Source organism: Paenibacillus sp. FSL H3-0310, from assembly GCF_038002785.1.
In the GTDB taxonomy this organism is placed as follows: domain Bacteria; phylum Bacillota; class Bacilli; order Paenibacillales; family Paenibacillaceae; genus Paenibacillus_AQ; species Paenibacillus_AQ odorifer.
Genome location: NZ_JBBODC010000001.1, coordinates 232,143 through 256,593 on the forward strand (window position 1 = coordinate 232,143; position 24,451 = coordinate 256,593).

At 44.1% G+C, this 24,451-nt stretch carries 22 protein-coding genes; 18 read left to right on the plus strand and 4 right to left on the minus strand.

Annotated features, from left to right (window positions below; all coding sequences use genetic code 11):
• Nucleotides 1-66 precede the first annotated feature (66 nt).
• From MHH63_RS01195 to MHH63_RS01235, 9 genes are all read left to right on the plus strand, one after another.
• Nucleotides 67-573 (plus strand): DUF948 domain-containing protein, encoded by a 507-nt coding sequence (locus MHH63_RS01195; protein WP_036680224.1) that lies wholly within the window; start codon nucleotides 67-69, stop codon nucleotides 571-573.
• 59 nt (nucleotides 574-632) lie between these two features.
• The gene (locus MHH63_RS01200; protein ID WP_076128682.1) at nucleotides 633-1,157 is read left to right on the plus strand and encodes a hypothetical protein; all 525 of its coding nucleotides are present in this window, start codon (nucleotides 633-635) and stop codon (nucleotides 1,155-1,157) included.
• A 237-nt stretch (nucleotides 1,158-1,394) separates the two neighbouring features.
• Nucleotides 1,395-2,561, plus strand: a complete 1,167-nt coding sequence (locus MHH63_RS01205) for a SpoIIE family protein phosphatase (RefSeq protein WP_076128679.1) — start codon at nucleotides 1,395-1,397, stop codon at nucleotides 2,559-2,561.
• A 2-nt stretch (nucleotides 2,562-2,563) separates the two neighbouring features.
• Nucleotides 2,564-6,232, plus strand: coding sequence for a response regulator (locus MHH63_RS01210; protein WP_076128810.1), 3,669 nt, complete (start codon nucleotides 2,564-2,566; stop codon nucleotides 6,230-6,232).
• Nucleotides 6,233-6,311: 79 nt separating this feature from the next.
• Complete coding sequence (locus tag MHH63_RS01215; protein WP_051491113.1) at nucleotides 6,312-7,178, plus strand: CheR family methyltransferase; 867 nt, start codon at nucleotides 6,312-6,314, stop codon at nucleotides 7,176-7,178.
• 21 nt (nucleotides 7,179-7,199) lie between these two features.
• A complete protein-coding gene (locus MHH63_RS01220; protein WP_076128677.1) occupies nucleotides 7,200-8,870 on the plus strand; it encodes a response regulator in 1,671 nt (556 codons plus the stop codon).
• Between the two features lie 96 nt (nucleotides 8,871-8,966).
• Nucleotides 8,967-9,305 (plus strand): STAS domain-containing protein, encoded by a 339-nt coding sequence (locus tag MHH63_RS01225; protein ID WP_076128675.1) that lies wholly within the window; start codon nucleotides 8,967-8,969, stop codon nucleotides 9,303-9,305.
• Nucleotides 9,306-9,323: 18 nt separating this feature from the next.
• On the plus strand, nucleotides 9,324-9,779 hold the full coding sequence (gene rsbW / locus MHH63_RS01230; protein WP_036680217.1) for an anti-sigma B factor RsbW: 456 nt from the start codon (nucleotides 9,324-9,326) through the stop codon (nucleotides 9,777-9,779).
• Nucleotides 9,776-10,546 carry a sigma-70 family RNA polymerase sigma factor gene (locus MHH63_RS01235; RefSeq protein WP_076128673.1) on the plus strand — a complete coding sequence of 257 codons (771 nt, stop codon included), beginning with the start codon at nucleotides 9,776-9,778 and terminating at the stop codon, nucleotides 10,544-10,546. Before rsbW ends, MHH63_RS01235 begins: the two co-directional genes overlap by 4 nt.
• A gap of 189 nt (nucleotides 10,547-10,735) precedes the next feature.
• Here the strand turns inward: MHH63_RS01235 and MHH63_RS01240 are convergent, their stop codons facing one another.
• From MHH63_RS01240 to MHH63_RS01250, 3 genes are all read right to left on the minus strand, one after another.
• The gene (locus tag MHH63_RS01240) at nucleotides 10,736-11,068 is read right to left on the minus strand and encodes a DUF5665 domain-containing protein (RefSeq protein WP_036680215.1); all 333 of its coding nucleotides are present in this window, start codon (nucleotides 11,066-11,068) and stop codon (nucleotides 10,736-10,738) included.
• Nucleotides 11,069-11,216: 148 nt separating this feature from the next.
• Nucleotides 11,217-11,714: a YtxH domain-containing protein gene (locus MHH63_RS01245; RefSeq protein WP_076128671.1), complete on the minus strand. Its 498-nt coding sequence runs from the start codon at nucleotides 11,712-11,714 to the stop codon at nucleotides 11,217-11,219.
• A gap of 252 nt (nucleotides 11,715-11,966) precedes the next feature.
• A complete protein-coding gene (locus MHH63_RS01250; RefSeq protein ID WP_341171137.1) occupies nucleotides 11,967-13,733 on the minus strand; it encodes a glycoside hydrolase family 13 protein in 1,767 nt (588 codons plus the stop codon).
• Between the two features lie 446 nt (nucleotides 13,734-14,179).
• Between MHH63_RS01250 and MHH63_RS01255 the strand changes: the two genes are divergently transcribed.
• From MHH63_RS01255 to MHH63_RS01270, 4 genes are all read left to right on the plus strand, one after another.
• Nucleotides 14,180-15,529: a sugar ABC transporter substrate-binding protein gene (locus MHH63_RS01255; RefSeq protein WP_254847769.1), complete on the plus strand. Its 1,350-nt coding sequence runs from the start codon at nucleotides 14,180-14,182 to the stop codon at nucleotides 15,527-15,529.
• 18 nt (nucleotides 15,530-15,547) lie between these two features.
• On the plus strand, nucleotides 15,548-16,855 hold the full coding sequence (locus MHH63_RS01260; RefSeq protein WP_076128669.1) for a carbohydrate ABC transporter permease: 1,308 nt from the start codon (nucleotides 15,548-15,550) through the stop codon (nucleotides 16,853-16,855).
• The gene (locus MHH63_RS01265; RefSeq protein WP_076128667.1) at nucleotides 16,852-17,688 is read left to right on the plus strand and encodes a sugar ABC transporter permease; all 837 of its coding nucleotides are present in this window, start codon (nucleotides 16,852-16,854) and stop codon (nucleotides 17,686-17,688) included. Before MHH63_RS01260 ends, MHH63_RS01265 begins: the two co-directional genes overlap by 4 nt.
• Nucleotides 17,689-17,995: 307 nt before the next feature.
• A complete protein-coding gene (locus MHH63_RS01270; RefSeq protein WP_341171138.1) occupies nucleotides 17,996-19,000 on the plus strand; it encodes an asparaginase in 1,005 nt (334 codons plus the stop codon).
• Nucleotides 19,001-19,131: 131 nt separating this feature from the next.
• Here MHH63_RS01270 and MHH63_RS01275 read toward each other — a convergent pair whose 3' ends face one another.
• On the minus strand, nucleotides 19,132-19,356 hold the full coding sequence (locus tag MHH63_RS01275; RefSeq protein WP_036680203.1) for a DUF1128 domain-containing protein: 225 nt from the start codon (nucleotides 19,354-19,356) through the stop codon (nucleotides 19,132-19,134).
• 143 nt (nucleotides 19,357-19,499) lie between these two features.
• On the opposite strand from MHH63_RS01275, the gene yyaC reads away from it, so the two are divergent.
• The 5 genes from yyaC (at nucleotide 19,500) to MHH63_RS01300 (ending at nucleotide 23,900) form a co-directional block, all read left to right on the plus strand.
• Nucleotides 19,500-20,024 carry a spore protease YyaC gene (gene yyaC, locus MHH63_RS01280; protein ID WP_254849013.1) on the plus strand — a complete coding sequence of 175 codons (525 nt, stop codon included), beginning with the start codon at nucleotides 19,500-19,502 and terminating at the stop codon, nucleotides 20,022-20,024.
• Nucleotides 20,025-20,130: 106 nt separating this feature from the next.
• On the plus strand, nucleotides 20,131-20,937 hold the full coding sequence (locus MHH63_RS01285; RefSeq protein ID WP_076128663.1) for an alpha/beta fold hydrolase: 807 nt from the start codon (nucleotides 20,131-20,133) through the stop codon (nucleotides 20,935-20,937).
• A gap of 194 nt (nucleotides 20,938-21,131) precedes the next feature.
• Entirely contained in the window at nucleotides 21,132-21,803 is a 672-nt protein-coding gene (locus MHH63_RS01290) for a DUF6483 family protein (protein WP_076128661.1), read from the plus strand.
• Nucleotides 21,803-22,621 (plus strand): PhzF family phenazine biosynthesis protein, encoded by an 819-nt coding sequence (locus MHH63_RS01295; protein ID WP_254848856.1) that lies wholly within the window; start codon nucleotides 21,803-21,805, stop codon nucleotides 22,619-22,621. The genes MHH63_RS01290 and MHH63_RS01295 overlap by 1 nt, the downstream gene beginning before the upstream one ends.
• An 88-nt stretch (nucleotides 22,622-22,709) precedes the next feature.
• Nucleotides 22,710-23,900: a class I SAM-dependent methyltransferase gene (locus tag MHH63_RS01300; RefSeq protein ID WP_076303094.1), complete on the plus strand. Its 1,191-nt coding sequence runs from the start codon at nucleotides 22,710-22,712 to the stop codon at nucleotides 23,898-23,900.
• The last annotated feature ends 551 nt before the right edge of the window (nucleotides 23,901-24,451 follow it).

Here is a 24,451-nt window from a genome sequence, read left to right on the forward strand (position 1 = left end):
GGGGTAACTATGCAGTATACAAGGCTGATTAGCCGATATTTATGAGATATGGAAGGGGTTATAAATATGATCATTGAACTTAGTGTAGCACTCGTCGCAATTGCATTCGCAGTACTTGTTTTCTTTTTAATTAAAACTTTAAAGTCGGCAAAGGATTCACTCGACAAAGTCAGCCAAACCTTGGTGGAAGTACAGAAGACGATGGATGAGCTTACTTATGAAGTGAAAACGACGGTCAGACACGCAAATGAAATCACTGCCGATGTACAGCATAAGATTCAGAAGATTGACCCAGTCATCGATTCTGTCAAGAATCTGGGTGATGTTATGAATGAGCTAACCTTAACAGTCAAACAAGTGTCAGTCACAGTGATCGAGAAATATCGTAAATCGCGTGAGCTGAAGGAGAAAAGTAAGGAAGTCTCTATAAAAGAAGCTCCGCTAACTCCTGCTGAAGAACGTACTGTTAACTCCTATGATGCCATTTATGCTGAGAAGTCACCGGGAAAAATAGCTACAGTGCTAAAAGGTGTAGACGTAGCTGCAACTCTTTGGAAGAAATTTCGTCATTAAGCATAAGATAGTAAGGCTTCTGTAATCGGTGGCTGCAGATAAGAAAGGTGGGACACAACATGAACATGATGATCCTTTTATTTGGTCTTCTTTTCCCATACTTTGATGCGTCTCCACAGTTGGTGCCTATCTCTACTTTTATTGAACAACCTAAGTCGGTTCTCGCATTTGAACATGCTTCAGAATCCAGCCCATATATAAATCGCTTTGATTCTCTGCAAGGTGTCGCTTTATACACCACAAAGGAAGAACTGCTTCTGACCAAAGGCAATCCGCTTGCGGTGACAAATGATCCATTGCTAGAGACAGTGGAGTACCATTACGCAGATGTGACAGTGGGTGTGGGCGAGGGTGTTGTACTTTATGTACATGTTGCACCTCCGCAAGCACAGCAGTTCGGTTTACATGTAGATGGCGTAGAAATCGATCCTTTAACAGATAATCTGCAAGATACTCTGGGCAAACCGTATTTTATAGCCGAAGATGGGGATGTATACCTGAGAGGGAATAACGCACTCAAAATATATCGAAATTTGGCGGGTGAATTTGAAGGAATTGATTTATTTGATAGTATTTCTTCCTAATCTGTTTCATATTTGAGCAAATTGGTTAATAAACATAGGCTGTCTTTAGAATAGAGTAACCTCCAGCCCCACTAGGTATAGTGGGGCTGGAGGTTACTTTGCTGAATACGTAAATTGATCCTATGACTATATTTACATATTATGAAAATAGAAATAACACTGTGAAATAGCGTATGATATAGTTAGTAGGTTTGCAGAATTTTACGGTCGTAATACTAATCGTGTGAGGTGAAGATGATGAGAATCTTAATCGTGGATGACAATCCGACTAATGTTATCATTATCCGTGAAATCCTGAAAAAAGAAGATTACCGAAATTTCGTAACCGCATCCTCTGCCAAAGAGATGCTGGAACGGCTTGGAATCGGTTCGGGGAGTGAAGATGGACGTCCCCGGATGTCAGATATTGATCTGATTTTACTGGATATGATGATGCCAGAAATGGATGGGATCGAAGCATGTCGTGTTGTGCAGCAATACGAACATCTTAAGGATATTCCAATAATAATGGTTACAGCTGTAGGCGATTCTAAGAAATTGGCCGAAGCGCTGGATGCAGGTGCAGTAGATTATGTTACGAAACCTATTAATAAAGTGGAGCTAATGGCCCGGATTCGGCTTGCTCTGCGGTTAAAACGTGAGAAAGATTGGCATAAGGAACGGGATCAGCGGATTCAGGAGGAATTGAGACTGGCTGCACTCGTGCAGAATGCTGTACTCAGCCTACCCCTGCAGGAAGAGAATTTCGAGGTGCATGCTATCTATCAGCCTTCCTCTGAATTGGCGGGTGATTTATATGCCTGGTATCCCCTTGGAGATGGCCGATATGGCGTAATCCTCCTGGACATTATGGGACACGGTATATCGTCCTCTCTTTTTTGCATGTTCCTTGCGTCAGTATTAAAGGATACGGTAACTACCTATGTAGAGCCGGAAAAGGTAATTCAGGAACTCAATCGAAGGTTTAACCAACTTTATATTGAGAAAAAGCTGATTCAATATTATTTTACGACGATTTATCTTGTGATCGACACTCGTATAAAGCGTATTGACTACGTTAACGCCGGGCATCCACCTGCGCTATTTTTTGAGGGCGCAGCTAAGACTCCGGTCTTGCTGGAAAGTAATTGTCACCCTGTAGGCCTGTTTGAACGGATTGATATTCAGCCTCAGAGCTTGACCTACGAAGATGAAGGGCATTTGGTTCTCTATACAGATGGTCTGCTGGAGCTGGTTGAGGGTGAACAGGAAGAGCAGCTGAAGTTTATGATTAAGCATTTAAATGTTGAACATGAATGGAAGGAAGAAACTATACGGGCTGCTTTTTTCAATGCTGATGTTCCTAAAGAGCGTGACGATGACAAATGTATAGTGTGGATCTCACTGAAGAAGGGAACAGAATGAGGATGAAAATAAAGGCTAAACTCTTAATTGGTTTTAGTGCGATGTTGGCGATTATGCTGGCACTTACTATGATTGGATACGATCGTTTGGATTATATGAATGGTCAGCTTGAGGGTTACCAGGATAGATATATGAAGGGGCGCTCTTCTTCAGGTATGCGTGGAGAAGTGAATGATATGGCGCGCATATTAACGACGACCATGTTAAGCGCGGATACATCAACGGTAGAATCACAAAAAAAAGAGATTGATAAAAAAATAGCTAAGGCGAATGAGCACTACGACAAAATAAAAGAATCAATGACTAGCGCTGAAGAGATGCAGATCGTTAATCAAATTGATGATTCTTATACGATCTATCTAAATTATCAGGAAAAAATATTGAAGCTGCTATCAGCTGGTTATTTCCAGAATGCCAGCACGTATTCTAACACAGAGGGACAAGCGATTCAGAATGCCGTGTTAAATGCTCTGAACAGTCTTTCTGATTATAATGCCTTTATTATGAATGAAGAGAGCGCAAAAGCTAAAGATGCCTATCAAAGCTCTACTCAGATGGTCATCTTGATGATGATTGTGGGCCTGCTACTTGGACTTGGAGTTGTTTTATGGATCATTCCAAGCATTACGCGGGGGCTTAATGTCGTTTCGATGATGATTACCAGCTTTGGCAACGGCAGAATTCGGGCCATAAGGCGCATAAAGGTTACTTCGAAAGATGAGATTGGTGAGGTTGCCCTTGTCTTTAAGAAAATGGCGTTAGATCTTGAAGAGAAACAGCAAATGGAACAGGCTTATGCACAGGCACAGAATGATCAATCCTGGCTGAATGCAAATGTTGCTCAGGTGACAGAACTTCTCCGGGGGGTTAGCTCATTGGATCAGGTCTCACAGACCTTTATCAACGAGTTCACCCCTGTGCTCGGAGCCCAGTTTGGAGCTGTGTATTTGAAGGATGCTAATCGTCCCGATTTTTTACGAAGCAGTGGTTATTATGCAGTAGATAACGATAAGAAACCAAAGGAAGGTTTTTTGATTGGAGAAGGGCTTGTAGGACAAAGTGCGCTTGATATGCACCCAATCAGATTGGAGCGGGCTCCTGAAGATTATATCTCCGTGAAATCCGGCTTTGTGGATTCACAGCCAGGATATATTTCCATTCATCCGCTTATTTTTGAAGACGAGCTGCTCGGTGTAGTAGAATTCGCTTCATTCCAGCCATTTAGCAGTCTGAAAAATGATTTGCTGCAACAACTTGCGAATAATTTAAGCATTATTTTCAATAATATTAGTCGTCGTCTGATTGTAGAGAAATTACTGCGTGAGTCACAAGCACTTACGGAAGAACTGCAATGTCAGTCAGAGGAGCTGCAGACTCAGCAAGAAGAACTGCGTCGTTCTAATGAGAACTTGGAAGAGCAGACAGATGCGCTTAAACGTTCAGAAGAACTGCTGCAACGTCAGCAGGAGGAACTGGAGCATTACAATACGGAACTCGTCGCCAAGACTCGTGCACTAGAGGAGCAAGTGCAGGAGGTTGAGGAGAAAAAAGATGAAATTGAGCATGCTAAGGTTCAGCTAGAGAAACAGGCTATGCAATTATCCGTGACTAGTAAATATAAATCGGAATTTATGGCGAACATGTCCCATGAATTGCGGACGCCGCTCAACAGTCTGCTGATCTTGTCTCAGCTGCTTACTGAGAACAAGGATGGTAATCTAACGGAGAAACAGGTTGAATTTGCCCATACGATTTACATGTCAGGTGCTGACCTGCTTAAAATGATTGATGAAATTCTCGATCTATCCAAGGTTGATGCAGGAAAAATGGAACTGAATCATGAAGAAATTAAACTGACTGAGCTGAAAAGCTTTGTGAAGCAGAATTTTGCTCCGCAGGCGATCAAAAAAGGACTCTCCTTACGGATAGCCTTTAACGAGCCGCTGCCTGATAGCGTAATTGCCGATAGTCACCGGTTGAAGCAGGTTTTAAGAAACCTGCTTTCCAATGCCTTTAAATTTACAACCGAAGGTTTTATCGAGTTTTCAGTTAGCCCGGCAGATAATAATCTCTTGCCACTAAATCTGCCGAGTGATAATGAATATATTGCTATTGCTGTGAAGGACAGTGGCATTGGTATTCCGGCTGACAAAACAGATATTGTATTCGAAGCCTTCCAGCAGGTAGACGGAACAACCAGCCGTAAATATGGAGGCACGGGGTTGGGATTGTCGATCAGCCGTGAATTGGTTCGTATAATGGGTGGCGCTATCGTGCTCGAATCCCGTGAGGGACAAGGCAGTACCTTCACTTTATATTTGCCGGTGAAGGCAAATTACAGTAAACAACGTGCAGAAATAGAAGCTGCGGTGTCCAAAGAGGATTCCACATATGATGAATATATTGGAGACATGCTTCCAACCTTAGTGCCAGCAGCCGTTAACGTACCCCTTCCACAACTGACAATTGAGGATGACCGTGACAATTTGACGGCGAATGACAAAGTCCTGCTTATTATTGAAGATGATGAAAGCTTTGCGAAAATCTTGTTAGACATGGCTCGTGGGCGCAGATTTAAAGGTTTAGTAGCGCTTCAAGGCGATATAGGACTGCAGATGGCAAAAACTTATTTGCCAGATGCGATCATTCTCGATATACAGCTGCCTGTAATGGACGGCTGGACCATTCTTAGAGAGCTGAAAAGTGCATCTCAGACCCGTCACATTCCTGTTCATGTTATCTCAGTGAACGATGAAGTGAAGCAAGGATTAATGATGGGAGCTATGGCGTATCTTAGAAAACCATCTTCAAGAGAAGCATTGGAGCGGGCTTTCTCACAAATTGAGAACTATACGTCCAGCACAGTGAAGTACCTTCTGATTGTTGAAGATGATGAGATTCAACGTCGTTCCATTATGGAATTGATTGGTCACGATGATGTAGCTATCACCGCGGTATCAACCGGCAATGAGGCACTGATGGAGCTGCGCAAGCAGAGATATGATTGTATGGTTCTGGATCTTATGCTTGGGGATATGAACGGCTTTGAATTGCTGGATCAGATTCGTGATGATGAAGAATTAAATGATCTTCCTATTATTATTTATACAGGTAAGGATTTAGATAGCAAAGAAGAGACACAGCTCCGCAAGTATGCTGAATCCATAATTATTAAGGATGTTCGTTCTCCGGAACGACTACTGGATGAGACAACGTTGTTCTTGCACCGGGTAGAAGCCAATCTTCCGGAAGATAAACGTAAAATTTTGCAGAAGCTGCATAACAAAGAAGAGTTATTCGAAGGGAAGAAAATACTGCTCGTCGATGATGATATTCGTAATGTTTTTGCACTCTCTAGTGTACTGGAAGAATACCACATGGAAGTGAAGTTTGCGGAGAATGGACGTGAAGCGCTGGAAATGCTGGTAGAGCAAGAAGATTTTGATCTCGTGCTTATGGATATGATGATGCCGGAAATGGACGGATATGAAGCTATGCGCCGAATCCGTGAAATGCCGCAATATCAGAAACTGCCTATTATTGCGCTTACCGCCAAAGCAATGAAAGAGGATCGCGCCAAATGTATTGAAGCGGGAGCTTCTGATTATATGAAGAAACCGATCGCAACAGGTCAACTTCTTTCGTTAATGCGTGTCTGGTTGTATTCGTAAACTCAAATTTGGGGTAATACCTTTTTAAGAACTAACATGACTAGAATTACGGTGTGTTAATAAGGGAGTCGGGATAACAATGAAAGCGATAGAACACGGATATGAGGAGCAGCCCGTTATGGTAGGAAGTGACGAGTTGGAGCAAATTGAGATCGAGCTGCTCCTTGATGGAGTACACCGTTTATATGGATATGATTTCCGGAATTATGCGTTGCCTTCTTTGAAGCGACGTATCTGGCATCATGTGCATGCGGAGAATGTACACAGCATATCCGCGCTGCAAGAAAAGGTGCTGCATGATCGTGCCTGTTTTGAACGATTTGTCTATAGTCTCTCCATTCCGGTTACCGAAATGTTTAGGGACCCGGGGTTATTTTTAACGTTTCGCCAGAAGGTAGTTCCGTTGTTGAGGACTTATCCCTATATTCGTATCTGGCATGCTGGATGCTCCACTGGTGAAGAAGTATACTCTATGGCCATCCTGCTTCATGAAGAAGGGCTTTACGATAAGGCTCGGATTTATGCCACAGATATGAATGAGCGTTCTTTACAGCAGGCTAAGGAAGGCGTCTATGATATTAGCAGAATGAAGCAATACACTAAGAATTATTTGGAGGCGGGAGGTACCCGGGCATTCTCTGAATACTATACAGCGAAGTATAACTCGGTTATTTTACAGCCATATTTACGCAAAAACATTATATTCGCTGAGCATAACTTGGCTACAGATACTTCTTTTAATGAGTTTAATGTTATTTTCTGCCGCAATGTGATGATCTATTTCAATGATGAGCTGCGGGATCATGTTCACGGCTTGTTTCATGAAAGTTTAAGTCGTTTTGGAATACTTGTTCTAGGCTCTAAAGAATCCATTCACTTTACGAAGTACAGCGATTGTTATGAGTCTTTGGACAGAGTAGAAAAAATATACCGTAACATAAAATAACGCATGAAGGAGGGTGGTCCTATGGGGTTTCAAGAACCAATTCATATACTACTAGTAGATGACCGTCCTGAAAATCTGCTGGCGCTGGAGGCGGTACTTGAAAGCCAGCATTATGAGCTAGTCAAAGCCACCTCCGGCGAAGAAGCGCTGCGGTGTTTGTTAAGGTATGATTTTGCTGTCATCGTACTGGACGTGCAGATGCCAGGTATGGATGGGATCGAGACCGCAAAGTTGATTAAAGCCAGAGAAAAAACAAAGGAAATTCCGATTATCTTTATCTCTGCGAATAGTAAGGAAGCGGAGCATTTATTCGCGGGCTATTCTGCAGGGGCTATTGATTATATGGTCAAGCCCTTCATTCCACAAATTCTGAAGTCTAAGATACAAGGTTTTGTCGAGATGTATATTACGAGCAAGAAGCATCAGACTCAGACCATGCTGCTGCAGCAAAAGACGAAAGAACTGGAAATCATAAATAGTGAGCTCGTAAAGGCTAAGGAAGAGGCGGAGATCGCCTCCAAAGCGAAGTCGGAATTTCTGGCTATGATGAGTCATGAGATTCGTACACCAATGAATGGCGTAGTGGGTATGATTGATTTATTAATGGAGACTGACCTTGCTCCTGAGCAGAAGGAGTATTCCGAGATCATTCGGAAAAGTGCAGACACGTTGATTACGGTGATAAACGATATTCTTGATTTCACCAAAATGGAATCCGGCAAAATGGAAATCGAAGAGCAGCTGTTCGAACTTCGCACATGTATTCAAGAGGTGTTCAGCCTCTTTTCGGTGGAAGCGGGAAAAAAGAACCTGGAGCTTGCTTATTTTATCGATCAGAAGTTGCCTAGACTTTTATATGGAGATATGGCCCGTTTACGCCAAGTATTAATTAATCTGATTGCTAACGCAGTTAAATTTACGAATCAAGGCGGTGTCTATTTAGTCGCTTCCATCAAAGAAACATCTGGGAACAAGGTAGAAGTCGAGTTCACGATCATGGATACAGGGATTGGTATTTCTCCAGAGAAATGCGACCGATTGTTCCAACCGTTCTCACAGCTGGATTCTTCAATGACACGGAAATACGGGGGAACAGGGCTTGGTTTAGCCATATGTAAATCCCTTGTAGGCATGATGGGCGGAGAAATACGGGTAGAATCCATGGAGCAAAAAGGAGCTACCTTTATTTTTACGATACAAGCATCCGTACCTGGAGAAGATTTGACAGGAGGTTATCAAGAAGAGGAATCGCCTCATCTTCTTCTTAATCAGGAGAGCAGAAGCCGAATCCTTGTTGTAGATGACCATCCTATCAATCAGCGTCTGATGGTTAGCATGCTAGATAAGCTCGGCTATGAAGCTGATATGGCTGAGGACGGGAAACAGGCTGTGCAAATGGCGCTTAAGCAGCCCTATGATTTTATCTTTATGGATCTCCAAATGCCAGTAATGGATGGCCTGGAGGCAACCGCTCAAATCCGTCGAGAAGGCGGTCCGGCGGCTGAGAAGACTATTATTATTGCAATGACTGCGAATGTCATGGATGGCATCCAGAATCGCTGTAAAGCCTCAGGAATGGATGACTATATCAGCAAGCCACTTAAGATGAGTAGTATTAAGCAGATTATCTCTCGGTATTCTAGCAGCGATAATCGGATGGTTGAAACAGATACATCTATTTTTCAGGCGTAACCCAAGATTTACTAGTTTATATTTTAATGTTATTTGTTTCAAAGGTAGGACTATGAGGTTATTAATATAGAAAATATTTATCAGGAGAGATCGTCTATGAACACGCATAAAAGTAATAAGTTTCACGCTAAGACAGAGACAAAAGAAAGTGTATGTACGGTTTTCCTGAATGGTGAACTTGATCTATCCGTGGCTTCCGATTTCCGTTTGGTAATGGAGCCGCTTGTAGGTGATACGAAGCATGATTTAGTAATAAATCTTAAAGAATTAAAATACATCGATAGCACGGGTATTGGTATTCTACTTTCGATCCTGAAATCAAGACAAGGTATGGACGTTAAGTTTATGGTTGAGGATGTTCCTCCCCAAATTCAGAAGCTGTTTGACATGACTGGTATTACCAAGTTTTTTGCCTCCCAAGAGAATTCCCACTAGGAAAGGATAGAACAAAGAATGAGTGATGATGTGCAAAAAGTAATTCTTCAGCTGCCGGCTAGCGCAGAGTATGTGGATATTGTTAGGTTGAATTTATATGGTATTGCTTCAAAAATGGGCTTCACCTACGAAGATATTGAAGATATGAAGGTAGCTGTATCAGAGGCGTGTAACAACTCAGTATTGTACGCCTATGGACAACAAGACGGAATGGTTGATGTAATCTTTGAGGTGGGTGAAAGTGCCCTATCCATTACAGTCAAAGACGAGGGGGAGAGCTTTGACGGTTTGGAAGACTCGTCCAGTGAGCGTATGACACTGCATGATAAAGAGTTAAGTGACGTTCAGGTCGGCGGTTTAGGGTTCTACTTAATGCAAGCGTTGATGGATGACGTGAGCGTCGTAAGTGAGGCCGGAAGAGGGACGGTAGTAACTTTGAAGAAGCACCTTAACTTTAGCGAGGAAAAGGTATGAGTGATAAGGTGACTCCCCCCGAGTCCATGAATGAAGCAGTCACCCAAATTTGGGAATATCAGCAGACTAAGGATAATGAACGCGCAACAGTGCTGATTAAGAAATATGAGCCTATGGTAAAAATGGCTGCTGGAAAAATTTCTCGCAACCGCCCCGACTTGTATGAGGATTTATATCAGGTCGGGCAAATGGCGCTCATCCGGTTATTACAGCAATATGATATTAGCCTTGGAATCCCTTTTGAGCCCTATGCGATGAAAAGCATGATTGGACATATGAAGAATTTCCTACGTGATAAATCTTGGTACATACAGGTACCTAGACGGATTAAAGAAAAGGGAGCACTTGTTCAACACGCGATTGACGAACTAACAGTGAAGCTGGAACGTTCGCCTGCGGTGGATGAGATTGCTCATTATCTTGATTTGTCTGTTGAAGAAACTGTAGAAGTACTGGCGGGCAGAGAATGTTATCATTACGTCTCCCTAGACTCGCCCCTTTCTCAAGAGGAGACAGGAGCCACACTAGGCGAGCTGATCAGCTCTGACGCAAATGATTACGAGACCGTAGAGAAACGTATGGATTTGCAACAAGCACTAGGTCAATTGAAGGAACAGGAGCAGCAGGTGCTGCTGTTAGCGTTCCAAGATGGACAATCCCAGCGGGCGATCGCCCAGAAGCTGGGGGTATCACAGATGAGCGTTTCACGCATACAGAAGCGGGCCACTGAGAAGTTAAAGCAGATTATGGCCAACTCTTCCTATTGAGTTCCTGTATGGGTAATATACATTTTCGACGATAAGGACATGCCTCTCTCCGCTGACTGGAGACCCGCATGTCCTTTATTTGTATACTGTTGTAGACTTATTCCCCCGCTTGTCCGTCCAACCTAGAGGATTAGACGGACAAGCGGGGGAAGCGGTCGATAGTTGGGGAATAGATTGATAGTCTTGCGGTTAGCTATTAGCATCAATGTATTTTTTAATTTCGCCAAGATACTCTCCGATTACTGGAACATTAAGAAAAAGACTAAGAATGTAGCCTAATAAACCAAGGACTACAAATGTTCCGAGAGATAGTCCAAGTCCCCGAGATATACCGGCCATCAGGTTTGTGATGATTCTTTTTTTCGGATCTGAATAGTTGTCGAGAATGTCTTTGAATTCTGATTTTTCCAGTGAGTGAGCGATCTTATCAAGACGACTGTTTAAGCGTTTCACTTCATGTCGCAACTCGAAAGGATGTTCATCAATTTCATAAGGTTTTGTTTGGTTATTTGAATCTGCCATGCGCCATCCCTGCTTTCTATAGCCCGAACGGGCATTAATTAAATGTCTAGTTGTATCTGCTGATGTGAATAAAGGTGTAACTAAACAACAGCCAGCTGCGGTCAGCTGGCTGTTGTTTGTTAAAGTGATAGCTGTATGATGCCGCAGATTAGTAATTGGATTTATAGGAGGATTTTACATCCTCTTTCGCATCCTTAGCCTGATTGGCAACCTCTTTAGAGGATGCTTTAGCTTCATCAGCTACGTCTTTAGAGGCGTCTTTAACATCCGAGCTTACATTGCTTGAGGCTTCACTTACAGTGTCACCAATTTTACTTCCAGCCTCTTGAAGAGTGGCGGCAATTTGTTGTTTGCTGTCACTGACAGTGGTATAGATATCAGAAGCTTTATCTGACACCGTACTAGCCAAATCGGTTGCTTTTTCGCCAACGGTTGTCGCAATAGCTTTGGTTTTGTCAGTTACGGCACCAGCAACTTCTTTGGTCTTGTCTGTAGCTTGAGAAAGTTTATCTGACAGATCACTGCGCATTTCACGACCAGGCTTTGGTGCAAATAGCAGGGCTGCTGCGGCACCAATTAAGCTACCAATAAAGATACCTTTTAATAAGCTGCTTCCGTTCTCTACTTCATGTTCTACGTTACTCATCACCAATCACTCCTTATAATTTATCTTACTTCGTATATAAACTTTGGCGTATGGGCTGAAACAGTTGAAGAGCAAGGGAGAGATTACGGGAGTTTAAGGGAGGATACGGTAATCTAGAGGGCTTTAGGTCATATAAACCGCGTTTTTAAGGCTTTATCAACATTTGTTTATGCGCAAAAAGAAGGCGAAGACAGGCTGTGATATGCAGCATATGTCTCCATCCTTCCACGATTGAATTTATAATGTTACGGATTAATCATTAACGGCTTGGAGTACCGCATAGCCGAATTCAGGCAGATTCAGATGCAGCTGGGATGTGGAGGTTTCAGTCCGCTTCTGCGTCTTTAGGTTTACCCATATCGTGTCTGCTCCGGTTACAGGAATGATGACTTCGGCCATAACATCTTCATTGTTCAATACGATTATGAACCGGCTTTGTTTGTCCCACCGCTCATATACAAGCAACTTTGGATAACCCGGAATCTCCAGCGCTTTAAATCCACTGCTCCGGAATGCGGGATGAGATTTACGAAGGCTGATCGTCCAGCGATAGTATTCGAACAATTCTTGATTCTGTTTCTGGGAGTCCCACTCCATACATTTTCGGTTGTCCGGATCGTATCCGCCATCCATGCCGATTTCATCGCCATAATAAACACAGGGTGCTCCTTGAAAGGTCATCTGGAACAAAACGGCCAGCTTTAACTTCCTGATGTCACCGCCACAAAGTGTCAGGAAACGAACTGTATCATGGCTGTCTAGCAGATTAAAGGCGGCTTCCGTAATTTGCTGCGGATAATTCGCTAGCATAGTAGCAACCGACTGAGAGAATTGTGCAGCATTGATCTGTCCGTGAGCGAAAAAATTAATTTGAATATTCGTTAGCGGGTAATTCATAACGGCGTCAAATTGATCGCCAAGCAGCCACGGCAAGGAATCATGCATGATTTCTCCTACGAGATAGGCTTCTGGATTAATGCTTTTGATCGTACTGCAGAATTGCCGCCAGAACGAATGGGAGACTTCATTTGCGACATCAAGCCGCCAGCCGTCTATACCGATTTCCTCGATCCAATAGCGGCCTGCATTCAGTAGATATTCTATGACTTCAGGATTCTCAGTGTTGAACTTAGGCATGATAGGCTCAAATGCAAAGGTGTCATAGGTGGGAATTCCGTCGATGACCTGTGGCGGCCACTCGCGTACATGGAACCAATCCGCATAACGTGAAGATTGCCCGTTCGCGAGCAGATCAACAAATGGCGGGAAGGTATGACCGCAATGATTAAAGACACCGTCCAGGATGACACGGATGCCTTTGGAATGACAGGAGTCCACAAGCTCTTTCAGCAATGTATTAGTGCCAAAATTAGGATCGACCAAGTAATAATCTTTTGTATCGTATTTATGATTGGTGGTTGCCGCAAATAAAGGATTAAAATATATAGCATTGATGCCCAATTCACAGAGATAATCCAAATGATCTAGTACACCCTGTAAGTCCCCTCCGAAGAAATTCCGAGGACTCGGCGTGCCGCCCCATTCCAATACAGCTGTCGGATCGTTGGTGGGATCCCCATTCGCGAAACGCTCCGGGAATATTTGATAAAATACTGCATCTTTCACCCACGATGGAGGGGAGTGCACATCTTCACGATTCAAAAATGGAAAGTCGAACAAGCCTTCATATACCACAGCAGGTGGCTCTGGATAAAAACCTTTTTCCAAAAAATAAAGAACTTCGTCTTTGTCATAAAGCGCAAAGTAATACGCGAGTCTGCGGTAAACGGGACGGACGGAGGCTTGCCAGTAATCGAACAAGCCGTCAGAAGCGAGGCGCTGCATTGGAATGACCTCATGCGTTTTGTCCCAGCCAAATTTATCTCCACAGAAAAGATCGATCTGTGATACGTTGTCCCGCTTAGTTCTTATGCGAATATGAAGTGTAGACTCATCGTAGGCATATGACCAATTTTGTCCCATACGGTGATAAACGGCTTCCGGTTGAATCATACTCATTTTCCATCCCTTCGGGCATGTAAACGCAAAAAAGGGCCAACCTCATGATTTTCAGAGGTTGAACCCTTGGCGGTTTCATTGCCTTTAAATTTGTCTGCATCTTACCATAACCCTCAAGAGCAAAGCAAGAGGTTATTTCACAAGAATTTACAATATGGAATTTTTAGTATGTGGTAGGGATAAAGAGAAAATAAAAGAAAAGAAAAGATAAACTTTGTTAAACCGTCTTTTTTGGACTTATACTCTGATTGCAATCAAAATTATGGATATTATAGAATGAGGGCGAACGAACTTGATTTTTCATAACACGCATTCAAATTAAAGGCACTGTTACCTGGAAAGGTACAACCTCGGCACTTTGTGCAAATGAGGTTGTACCTTTTTTATATGCTTTTTTTCAATGCGGGTTAGGTTTAATCACTCATGAACGAAGGGGAGATGAGCAAATGAAGAAGAGTAAACGTTCCAAAATGCAAGCGGTAACATTTAGTTTAGTCCTATGCCTGCTGTTAACTTTGACGGTCACCGCATGCGGTTCAGGCAATGGGAACTCCGCATCAAAGCCGAATTCGAGTCCGAATTCCGCAGTGAACGAGCCGGGGGGAACCACAAATGAGACAAATACTTCCGGAGAGAATACCACCGATGAGGAAATGAAACCAGAAGCAGGGGCCAAACTGATGGTCTGGGAAGCCAAGGAGCAGCTTGAGTACATGAAGCAGGTTGCTGCTGATTTCGAAAAAGAATATGGTGTTCCCGTCACAGTTGAGGAAATGGCAGGTGGTGATCAAGGCGCAAGACTGGCGACGGATGGTCCGTCTAAACTTGCTGCAGATGTGTTGACTCTGCCCCATGACCAGATCGGGCAAGCCGTAAAAGCAGGGCTGCTTTTGCCAAATGATGTTTTTGAGGAAGAAACCAAATCAACGATGGTGGCTACAGCCGTTCAGGCATCGTCTTATGATGGCATTCTTTACGGTTATCCTAAATCGGTAGAAACCTATGCGCTGTTCTACAACAAGGACCTGATTCCTGACGCTCCTAAAACGTGGGATGATGTGATTGCTTTTGCAGATACGTACAACAATCCGAAGGAAAACAAATTCGCAATCATGTGGGAATTCGTCGGATATTACAGCTATCCGTTTATTGGCAGCTTCGGCGGATATATTTACGGAGACAACAATACGAATTTCAAGGATATTGGATTGAACAATGAAGGCACTATCAAAGGGTTTACGTTTCTGCAGAGCCTCAAAAAAATTCTGCCTTTGAATGCAGGAGATATCACTTATGACGTGAAAACACAGTTGTTCCAAGAAGGTAAGCTGGCGATGAATATCGACGGGCCGTGGTCCATAGCGGCGTTTAAGGAAAATGTTAACCTGGGTGTGGCGCCTCTTCCAAAGGGACCTGACGGTCAAGACAGTCTTTCTTTCTCCGGGGTCAAATCGTATTATGTCAACTCATATACGGAATATCCGGTCGCAGGCCGTTTGTTCGCACATTTTGCAAGCAATAAGGAGAATCAGCTTAAGAATTTTGAGATGACGGGAGCGATTCCTGCGAGTATAGAGGCTGGAGAAGCGCCGGAAATCAAAGATGACCCTATTATTGGCGGATTCTTCGAGCAATTCCAAAATTCCGTTCCAATGCCTTCCGTTTCAGAAATTAAATCGGTCTGGGAACCCCTAAAAGCAGCGTTTGTGTCCCTGTGGAACGACTCAAATCTTGATGTTAAACAGACGCTGGATCAGACTGTAACCACGATTCAGGCCGATCTGGAGTCGAAGTAAAGGGCAGGTGATTTAACCATGAGGAAGAAAACAGGCGCAGCGCTACTCTCGGCTATTATTCCGGGACTGGGCCAGTTCTACAACCGGCAGTGGCTGAAAGGATTGGTATTCCTGCTGGTGGGGTCTGCTGGAATCTACTATATTGCTCATGATCTGATGGGACATTTGCATGGCTTAATTACGCTTGGTGAATTTCCAAGCCGTATGGTCAAGGTAGGCAAATTAACCCGGATGGTGGAAGGCGACCACTCCATTTTTATGATGATCAATGGTCTAATGGCATTGCTGGCGCTGCTCTTTTATACAGCTTTTCATTTACTGAACATCAGAGATGCATTCCTAGTTGGAGCTGCACGGGACCGGAAAGAGCCCATTCATTCATTCGCTGAATCGCTCAGAGCTATGGGGCGGAGGAATTTTGCCTATCTTGTCCTCGCGATTCCCTTTGTGGCCGTGGTTTTTCTGACGATATTACCACTTGTTTTTTCGGTGCTACTGGCGTTTACGAACTATGCCGACCCGATTTTACCGCCAGCACATCTGGTAGACTGGGTGGGTTTCGGTAATTTTAATAAAATGCTTAGTCTGGATGTCTGGAGTTCCACCTTTGGTGGAGTGCTGACTTGGACCTTGATCTGGGCGGTTATTGCTACTGCGACGACTTACATTGGAGGTGTGCTTATTGCAGTACTTATTCACCAGCCCCGTGTCCGCTGCAAAAAGCTTTGGCGCACACTTCTGATCGTTCCTTTCGCTATTCCCAATATGATTTCTCTGCTCGTCATGCGCAATATGTTCAATAATCAATTCGGACCGATCAATAGTTATTTAAGAGCCTTGGGACTGGAGGGTGTGGCCTGGCTAACCAATCCTTTCTGGGCTAAGGTCACTGTAATCCTGGCTAATATGTGGATCGGCATTCCGGTGACCATGATTCTGGCCTTTGGGGTGCTGACAACAATTCCGAAGGATATGTATGAAGCGGCAGAAGTAGACGGTGCTGGGTCATTTTATAAATTCCGCATGATTACGCTGCCCATGGTATTGTTCGCAACCGCACCTATCCTGATTATGCAGTTTGCCGGCAACATTAACAGCTTTAATGTCATTTATCTAATGACTAACGGAGAACCGGTTAATCCTAACTACCAGTACGCGGGCCACACTGACCTGCTGGTGACTTGGCTTTATAAACTGGCGCTGAACCAGTCACAGTACAGCTTTGCTTCTGTCATCGGGATTGTCATCTTCCTGATGGTCGCGACATTCTCCATCTGGAGCTACCGGCGGACGCGATCCTTTAAAGAGGAGGATATGATTGCATGAAGCTAAGACTGACGGAAGCGTTAAAAACGTTTGGAAGCCATTTATTGCTGATTGTGCTCAGTTTTATTAGTCTTTTCCCAGCTTTCTGGATTATTATGTCTTCTTTCAAAACAGGAAACAGTTTGTTCAGTGACTCATTGATTCCTAAGAATTTCACCTTTGTTCATTACAAGGAACTGTTTGAGCAAACTAAATATTTGCTATGGTTCATGAATACGCTAAAGATTGCGGCGTTGTCTACGCTGCTCGGCACCTTTTTGCTGCTGCTGACTTCGTACGCCATTTCTCGTTATCGATTTACGGGCAGAAAAACTACACTAACCACGCTCCTAGTTCTGCAGATGTTTCCGGGATTTATGGCTATGATTGCAGTTTACGTGCTGCTGAACACACTTGGGCTACTGAATTCTCATTGGGCACTTGTGCTCGTGTACAGCAGCGGTGCTATTATCACGAATGTTTTTGTGGCTAAAGGTTTTTTTGATACGATTCCTAAAAGCTTGGAAGATGCTGCGCGAATGGATGGGGCGAGTCATATGAAAGTATTTCTTTCTATCATGATCCCGTTATCTAAGCCGATGCTCACCTATGCCAGCCTTATGATTTTCAACGGCTGCTTTGTGGATTTTATATTCGCCGACCTTGTATTGCGCACGGAGGATACAAGAACGCTCGCCGTTGGGCTTTACCGGATGGTGAACCAAAGTAACTCAACCGAGTTTACGTTGTTCGCTGCCGGAGCGGTATTGGTCGCTCTCCCAGTCACGCTGCTGTTCATTTTCCTACAGCGTTTCTTGGTGGATGGCCTGACCGCAGGTGCAAGCAAAGGATAAGACGAACTGCGCTACCCTTGTGAGGCTACGCTGAATTCCATAAAAACCGCTTTCTACTCAGAGATCAAGATTCTGAGAAGGAAGCGGTTTTTTATATTTTATCCGGTTTCTAAAATCTTCTTGGTGGGGACAGGATTGAAGAATAATGAAAATAGGAGTAGAATTCCTCATGGAACCAACACTTAAGGGAGTTTGTAGAGTACTCAAAAATCCCGGAGCACGGGGTTATTTTCTAGCATTTATTAAATGTGAATACTAATAAGTCCTTGTGAGTTATAGAGCATCTAGTTAAAAGAGGAGAGAAATCATGGAAACCGTATTAGTACGAGAGTATCGGGCGGATTTGCTGGAATGTGTCCATAGTGGGCATATTGCCATCGTAGGAGAGAACGGAAATTTAAAGGGGTATGCAGGTGATCCGGAATTTGTATCGTTCACCCGTTCAGCTGCTAAACCCCTTCAGGCTATTCCAGGTGTACGTGGGGGGATTGTGGAGCATTACGGCTTTACACCCGCAGAGGTTGCCCTGATGACCGCCTCTCATCGGGGAGAGAGCTACCATGTAGCTGCGCTAGAGAGCATATCCTCCAAGATTGGCATCGATGAGCAACAAATGATCTGTGCAACGAGTTACCCGCTGGATTATTCCAGCAGGGAGAACGCCATTCGTGGCGCGGGCAAAAGAAAGTTCTATCATAACTGTGCGGGCAAGCACATGGGCATCTTATCTTACAGTAAGCTCAAAGGTTTGCCGCTTGAAGAATACTCACAGCCGGAGCAAACGGTGCAGCGTGAGATTATCGACACCATTGCTTATATGGCTGGTGTGGCCCCAGACAGTATCGGTTTAGGTACGGACGGATGCGGGCTGCCGGTATTTGCTCTGCCTCTGACCGCCTTGGCGACGGCCTATTTGAAATTAGCCAATCCCGATTTGATTGCAGATGAAGCTACTCGCAAAGCGGTTACTACTATTACAACGGCAATGAATGCTTATCCGGAGATGGTTTCTGGATCTGGTCGCCTTGATTCTATTCTTTTGGAAGATGATAATATTATTGCTAAGGGTGGATTTAAGGGTGTCTATTGCTTCGGCTTACGCCATGAGCGACTGGGGATTGCTTTCAAGATTCTGGATGGGTCGGAAGAAGAGTGGGGACTTATTGTACAGGGAATTTTAAATCAAATTGGTTATAGTCAGAAAAATACTATGGAAAAGCTGCGCAATGCATTTTCAGGCGTGATTTACAATGACGGGGGTACACGAGTAGGCCATGCGGATACCGAGTTCAAGCTTAATTTCATAAAGTAGGATCATATAAAAAAAGCCCTTCGACTACGAATCCATCTTCTGGATACGCAGCAAAGGGCTTTTTTCTACGAGAAGCGGTAGTCATCTTTAAAGGACGGCAACATCGGTTCTTCTTGTAATAGGGAGACCTATTATTTATGACGTAGACGGCCGAGTTCGGAGACGAGTGCTTCCACCTGAGAAATACTCAGTCTGTCGCTGCCCATGGCTACCTCATATACATCATAGATATCTTCATAATGATCTACTGAAAAAGCGGAGGCTTGCATCGCCGCGGCACTGGCCATTTTTAATTTGTTCTTGATAGCCTCGATCATATACTCAACATTTTCCTGACTAGGCTTTGTTAAATCCATTAGGTTAAAACATCCTCTCTGTATACTGATTCATGTATTTTACCATGTTTGGCAGCTTGACCACCATTTTTTTGTCGGGTTCACTGAAATCATGTTAAATTAAAGGCATGAGATCAAAAATATCATCGAAGGGAGGAAATGTATTGGCAATCAGAGAACAGGGAAGCGGAAAACGCATTAAAATGGACGATGCTGGATTAGTGTCCTTTTTCATGGAAATAGCTGCTCTGCATTCCTCCGAGGAAGTCACGTTCCTGTGCATTGGAACAGATCGATCTACAGGAGATGCACTCGGTCCGCTGACGGGCAGCAAACTTGTGGAACATGGCTTCCGACATGTAATCGGTACGTTGCCGTCTCCTTGCGATGCAGATAACTTGGTGGCCAGAGTGGCTGAGATTCCCTCCGGGCATATTGTAGTTGCGGTAGATGCTTGTCTGGGTCCTCCGATCGCGCTTGGATATTACTTCGTTTCGAGTGAGCCACTGCAGCCTGCACAATCGGTGGGGGCAAATCTTCCAGCCGTAGGTCACTATAGTTTGGCGGCCGTTGTAGATATGAATGGCCCGAAACCCTATAGAACGTTGCAGACCACTCCACTGCATAGAGTGATGGTTATGGCAGAACATATCGCTATAGCGGCAGCAAAAGGATTCGGACTCCAGTAGTACCCATTGGGCACTTAAAAATAAGTTGTCCGTTTCAAGGCGGGCTGTTTTGCTTAATAATAGATATTAGACATTATCTTAGTATTCTAGAAAGAGGGAAGCAGCCATGGAAAGAGTTCGTTGTGACGGAAGCAATATATGCTACAGTGATCAGGGGAAAGGCGAAGTTATTGTATTGCTGCATGGCTTTTGTGGAAGCGCTGAATATTGGGAACAAGTCATTCCTGTCTTAAGCAGCGGCTACCGAGTGATTGCTCCCGATTTACGTGGTCACGGAGCTTCGGAAGCTCCATTAGGACCTTATAGTATTGAACAAATGGCAGATGATGTTCTGGGTCTGTTAGATTCGCTGGAGATTGCTGAATGCATCATGCTTGGTCATTCGCTTGGCGGATATATTACGCTATCGTTTGCTCAGCGTTATGCTTCTCGATTGAAAGGCTTTGGATTAATTCATTCTACTGCTTATCCAGATAGTGAAGAAGCTAAGGAAAAACGACTGAAGAGTGTCAGCGCGATTCAAAATGAAGGGATTACTCCTTTCGTAGACAGCTTCGTACCAGGATTGTTTGCTGAAGCAACCGCTTCTGCATCTCCACAGCTGCTGGAGCGCGCTAAAGAAATCGGCTACAAAACGCCTCCACAAGGAGCGGCAGGAGCTGCACTGGCGATGCGTGAGCGTCCAGATCGACGGGATGTAATTACGGCCACTACGTTGCCGGTATTGCTTGTTGCTGGCGAGCAGGATGGATTGATTCCTGCTGAACGAACCTTTACTGCGGATAAACCGAATATAACGCAAGCAACGATATCGGGTGCAGGCCACATGAGTCTTTTTGAAGCTCCTGAACGATTAGCCGAGATCATAAAGGATTTTGTTCAGGCTTCCGTTTTAGACAATAGCCGCGTATAAAAAATCATCTACAAAGAGGCAGCACGGCGCCATTATGGCGTGTGCTGCCTCTTTTTTTAAGGGCTATCTAATGATCTGGTATTCTCCTTAACTGGCATAGAATTCGGCAATGGTTTAAGATAAATCAATAGAATAACTTAAGTGGTCTGAGTCCTGAATTTTTTGCTACCACAGTACGGAAAAGGAGGAATTGCATGTTTCGAAGAGACTATATTGTCCGGATGATCGAAGATATGACGGCGATGGTTGCCAAGGTATTTTCTCTGAAGCAGGAACGGAAGACGACAGAAGCTTTATGGGAAATCGATGAGCTGTTGAACCGGCATTTTCCGCTGAATTCACGTCTTTTAAATTCACTATCTGTAGAAGATATCATAGATATGTTTCGTTTTGGCGGTGTGGTTGAGTCCGATAAGCTTCAAGGTCTGGCCAAACTGCTGAAGGAAGAAGGCAGCATTTATGCGGCAAATGGCGATAAGGATGCAGCATTATTTAGAAGTATGAGAGCTTTACACTTATATTTGTACGCGGATCTTCATGGAGCAGACAGGGAGCTGCTGCATATGACTCAGGAAATTGATGAACTCTTGCAGGATGTGCAGGCCTATCGTCTCCCGTCTAAAACGGAGCGGCTACTGTTGGAGTATATGGAGTCGGTAGGACGATATAGTAAAGCGGAGGACAGCCTCTACCGGCTGTGGGAGCAAGGAGAAGATGTTGTAATAGAAGGGGATAAGCTGTACAATCGGCTGCTGCTCAAATCATCTGCAGAATTGGAACAAGGTGCCCTTCCTCTGGAGGAAGTAGAGCAGGGGTTAAAAGAGTGGGGCAGGGTAACAGCGATACGAAAGGAAGCAGGAACCTGATGAATACGATGAATATCCCTTTATATATTATAGATGCTTTTGCAGAACAGGCTTATTCAGGCAATCCTGCGGCGGTATGTTTACTGGAGCATCCCGTCGATGAAGGTTATATGCAGAAGACAGCAGCGGAAATGAACTTGTCAGAGACAGCTTTTCTCTGGCCAGAGGAAGATGGATATCGCTTGCGATGGTTTACACCTAAAGTTGAGGTCAAGCTGTGTGGGCATGGGACTCTAGCAAGTGCGCATGTACTATGGGAGAGCGGATTGCTAGCGCCTGACATGGAAGCTAGGTTCTATACACGCAGTGGGTTGCTTAGAGCTTCTCGTTCAGGAGATTTGATCTCTCTGTACTTCCCGCCTTATCAGCTTCAACCCTCTCCTCTAATTTCAGGTCTCGCAGCAGCGCTTGGTATTGCAGAAGCGAATGTGGTGGAAACTATGCGATATGCTGACAATGTGCTTGTACGACTGGATCAAGAAGCCCGGGTTCGCGAACTTAGCCCTGACTTCGGAGCTTTATCCGGGCTTGAAGGGAGAGGCTTCGCGGTTACCGCAGAAAGCTCTATCGAAGGTATTGATTGTGTATCACGTTTTTTTGCGCCGAAGGTAGGAGTGAATGAGGATCCGGTAACAGGCTCAGCGCATACTGCATTGGCACCTTTTTGGGCGGATAGACTCAATCGTACGCAGTTGACCGCTTATCAAGCTTCGAAACGTGGAGGTTTGCTTCAGTTAGAGGTAAGTAAAGACGAGATTAAGTTGTCTGGGCGAGCATTAACTATAGTTAGTGGTGAGCTGCATGTTAAGCCCTGCTAGAACAAGGAACGCCCCTTGTTAACACGTGATATAATGAACGATGATGGTTAGGAGACATAGATTCTCCATTTTTAATCCCGAAAGTGAGATGTGCGTTGTGGAATCTTTAACAGCTCTAATTGAACAACTAATTAATGACCGTACTTTGATTACGGCTACCCTAAGTCAAGTACGTTATAAAGGCGAAAATTGTACCAAAGTGCAGGTTAAACCTGTTGAACTAAAGGGGAAGCTGCATTATCAGTTTGCGTCCTATATTGGTACAAAGGTAGAACATCGCAACGTACCCGCAGAGTTAGCGGCGGAAGAAATATCTCTTTTATTTAGAGAAACGTATCGGCAAGGTTTGTTGTGTACAGTAGAAGCCGATTATCAGGTGCTTATTAGTAAGAAATTCAAAGTATCAATCCTAACCAAGTCTCCAAGTAAAAAGGAAGAGCCGGATCTAGCTCACAACCGTCGCAAACGTTATGTGCTGGAGGATGGAGAGCCTGTGCCATTTCTGGTGGAGCTTGGAATCATGAATAAAGAAGGTAAAGTGCTGGCCAAAAGATATGATAAGTTTCGGCAGATCAATCGTTTTCTGGAGATGGTAGAGGACGTGCTTGCCGATCTGCCAACAGGCCGACCGTTGACGATTGTGGATTTTGGCTGTGGAAAATCATATTTGACCTTTGCGCTGTATCACTATCTGACCGTTCGCAAGAAGCGGGAGCTTAATATCATTGGGTTAGATTTAAAAGCAGATGTGATTGAGCATTGTAACGAACTTGCTGCCAAAATCGGTTATGATCACTTGAAGTTCTTCGTGGGTGACATTGCCGAGTATAATGAGCTGGAGCAAGTGGACATGGTGATCACACTTCATGCTTGCGACACAGCTACCGATGCTGCCCTTGAAAAAGCAGTACGTTGGGGAGCGTCTGTTATTTTGTCCGTGCCTTGCTGCCAGCATGAATTATTCGCACAAATCGAAAATGAAGTAATGAGCCCTATGCTTTCGCATGGCATATTGAAAGAGCGTTTTTCCGCCTTGGCTACAGACGCCATTCGCGCCAAATTGCTCGATATGATGGGCTATAGCAGCCAGCTGCTGGAATTCATCGATCTGGAGAATACACCGAAGAACATTTTGATTCGTGCCGTTAAGAGCTCAGCCGGGGACAACTCCGTCAAATGGCGCGAATACACCGCATTCCGCGATTTTCTGGGAGCAAAACCCTACCTCGAACGCGTATGCGCCGATCTGCTTCCTACTGAGAGTTCGGTAGAAGGGTAGAGGATATTAAGGTAGAAAGCGTAGGATGTTGCAGTGAGTGCGATCTAATGGCGAGTTGGTTTAGTTGTACTTTGTGCAATTAAATATGCTCTGAAGCTGCGTTTTAGTGATTTAGTTGCACTTTGTACACTTAAAAACGAACAATACTCCGCATATGGCGGGATTCTTGAAAAACAGTTGCACAAAGTACAATTAAAGTGGAAGTAAGCGGCGAGAGCACGGGATTAGCTGCACTTTTTACAACTATATAGCTTTTTTGATGAGAATTCGGATAGTGCAGCTAGTGTGATCCAATGATGAGGACGGTACGGCTAGTGCGATCTAATGGTGAGTTGGTTTAGTTGTACTTTGTGCAACTAAATATGCTCTGAAGCTGCGTTTTAGTAATTTAGTTGCACTTTGTACACTTAAAAACGAACAATACCCCGCATATGGCGGGATTCTTGAAAAACAGTTGCAGAAAGTACAATTAAAGTGGAAGTAAGCAGCGAGAGCACGGGAATAGCTGCACTTTTTACAACTATATAGTTTTTTTGGATGGGAATTCGGAT

Coding starts and splice junctions, on each gene's coding strand:
- MHH63_RS01195 (WP_036680224.1), top strand. CDS start 67: ATGATCATTGAACTTAGTGTAGCACTCGTCGCAATTGCATTCGCAGTA.
- MHH63_RS01200 (WP_076128682.1), top strand. CDS start 633: ATGAACATGATGATCCTTTTATTTGGTCTTCTTTTCCCATACTTTGAT.
- MHH63_RS01205 (WP_076128679.1), top strand. CDS start 1,395: ATGAGAATCTTAATCGTGGATGACAATCCGACTAATGTTATCATTATC.
- MHH63_RS01210 (WP_076128810.1), top strand. CDS start 2,564: ATGAAAATAAAGGCTAAACTCTTAATTGGTTTTAGTGCGATGTTGGCG.
- MHH63_RS01215 (WP_051491113.1), top strand. CDS start 6,312: ATGAAAGCGATAGAACACGGATATGAGGAGCAGCCCGTTATGGTAGGA.
- MHH63_RS01220 (WP_076128677.1), top strand. CDS start 7,200: ATGGGGTTTCAAGAACCAATTCATATACTACTAGTAGATGACCGTCCT.
- MHH63_RS01225 (WP_076128675.1), top strand. CDS start 8,967: ATGAACACGCATAAAAGTAATAAGTTTCACGCTAAGACAGAGACAAAA.
- rsbW (WP_036680217.1), top strand. CDS start 9,324: ATGAGTGATGATGTGCAAAAAGTAATTCTTCAGCTGCCGGCTAGCGCA.
- MHH63_RS01235 (WP_076128673.1), top strand. CDS start 9,776: ATGAGTGATAAGGTGACTCCCCCCGAGTCCATGAATGAAGCAGTCACC.
- MHH63_RS01240 (WP_036680215.1), bottom strand. CDS start 11,068: ATGGCAGATTCAAATAACCAAACAAAACCTTATGAAATTGATGAACAT.
- MHH63_RS01245 (WP_076128671.1), bottom strand. CDS start 11,714: ATGAGTAACGTAGAACATGAAGTAGAGAACGGAAGCAGCTTATTAAAA.
- MHH63_RS01250 (WP_341171137.1), bottom strand. CDS start 13,733: ATGAGTATGATTCAACCGGAAGCCGTTTATCACCGTATGGGACAAAAT.
- MHH63_RS01255 (WP_254847769.1), top strand. CDS start 14,180: ATGAAGAAGAGTAAACGTTCCAAAATGCAAGCGGTAACATTTAGTTTA.
- MHH63_RS01260 (WP_076128669.1), top strand. CDS start 15,548: ATGAGGAAGAAAACAGGCGCAGCGCTACTCTCGGCTATTATTCCGGGA.
- MHH63_RS01265 (WP_076128667.1), top strand. CDS start 16,852: ATGAAGCTAAGACTGACGGAAGCGTTAAAAACGTTTGGAAGCCATTTA.
- MHH63_RS01270 (WP_341171138.1), top strand. CDS start 17,996: ATGGAAACCGTATTAGTACGAGAGTATCGGGCGGATTTGCTGGAATGT.
- MHH63_RS01275 (WP_036680203.1), bottom strand. CDS start 19,356: ATGGATTTAACAAAGCCTAGTCAGGAAAATGTTGAGTATATGATCGAG.
- MHH63_RS01285 (WP_076128663.1), top strand. CDS start 20,131: ATGGAAAGAGTTCGTTGTGACGGAAGCAATATATGCTACAGTGATCAG.
- MHH63_RS01290 (WP_076128661.1), top strand. CDS start 21,132: ATGTTTCGAAGAGACTATATTGTCCGGATGATCGAAGATATGACGGCG.
- MHH63_RS01295 (WP_254848856.1), top strand. CDS start 21,803: ATGAATACGATGAATATCCCTTTATATATTATAGATGCTTTTGCAGAA.
- MHH63_RS01300 (WP_076303094.1), top strand. CDS start 22,710: ATGTGCGTTGTGGAATCTTTAACAGCTCTAATTGAACAACTAATTAAT.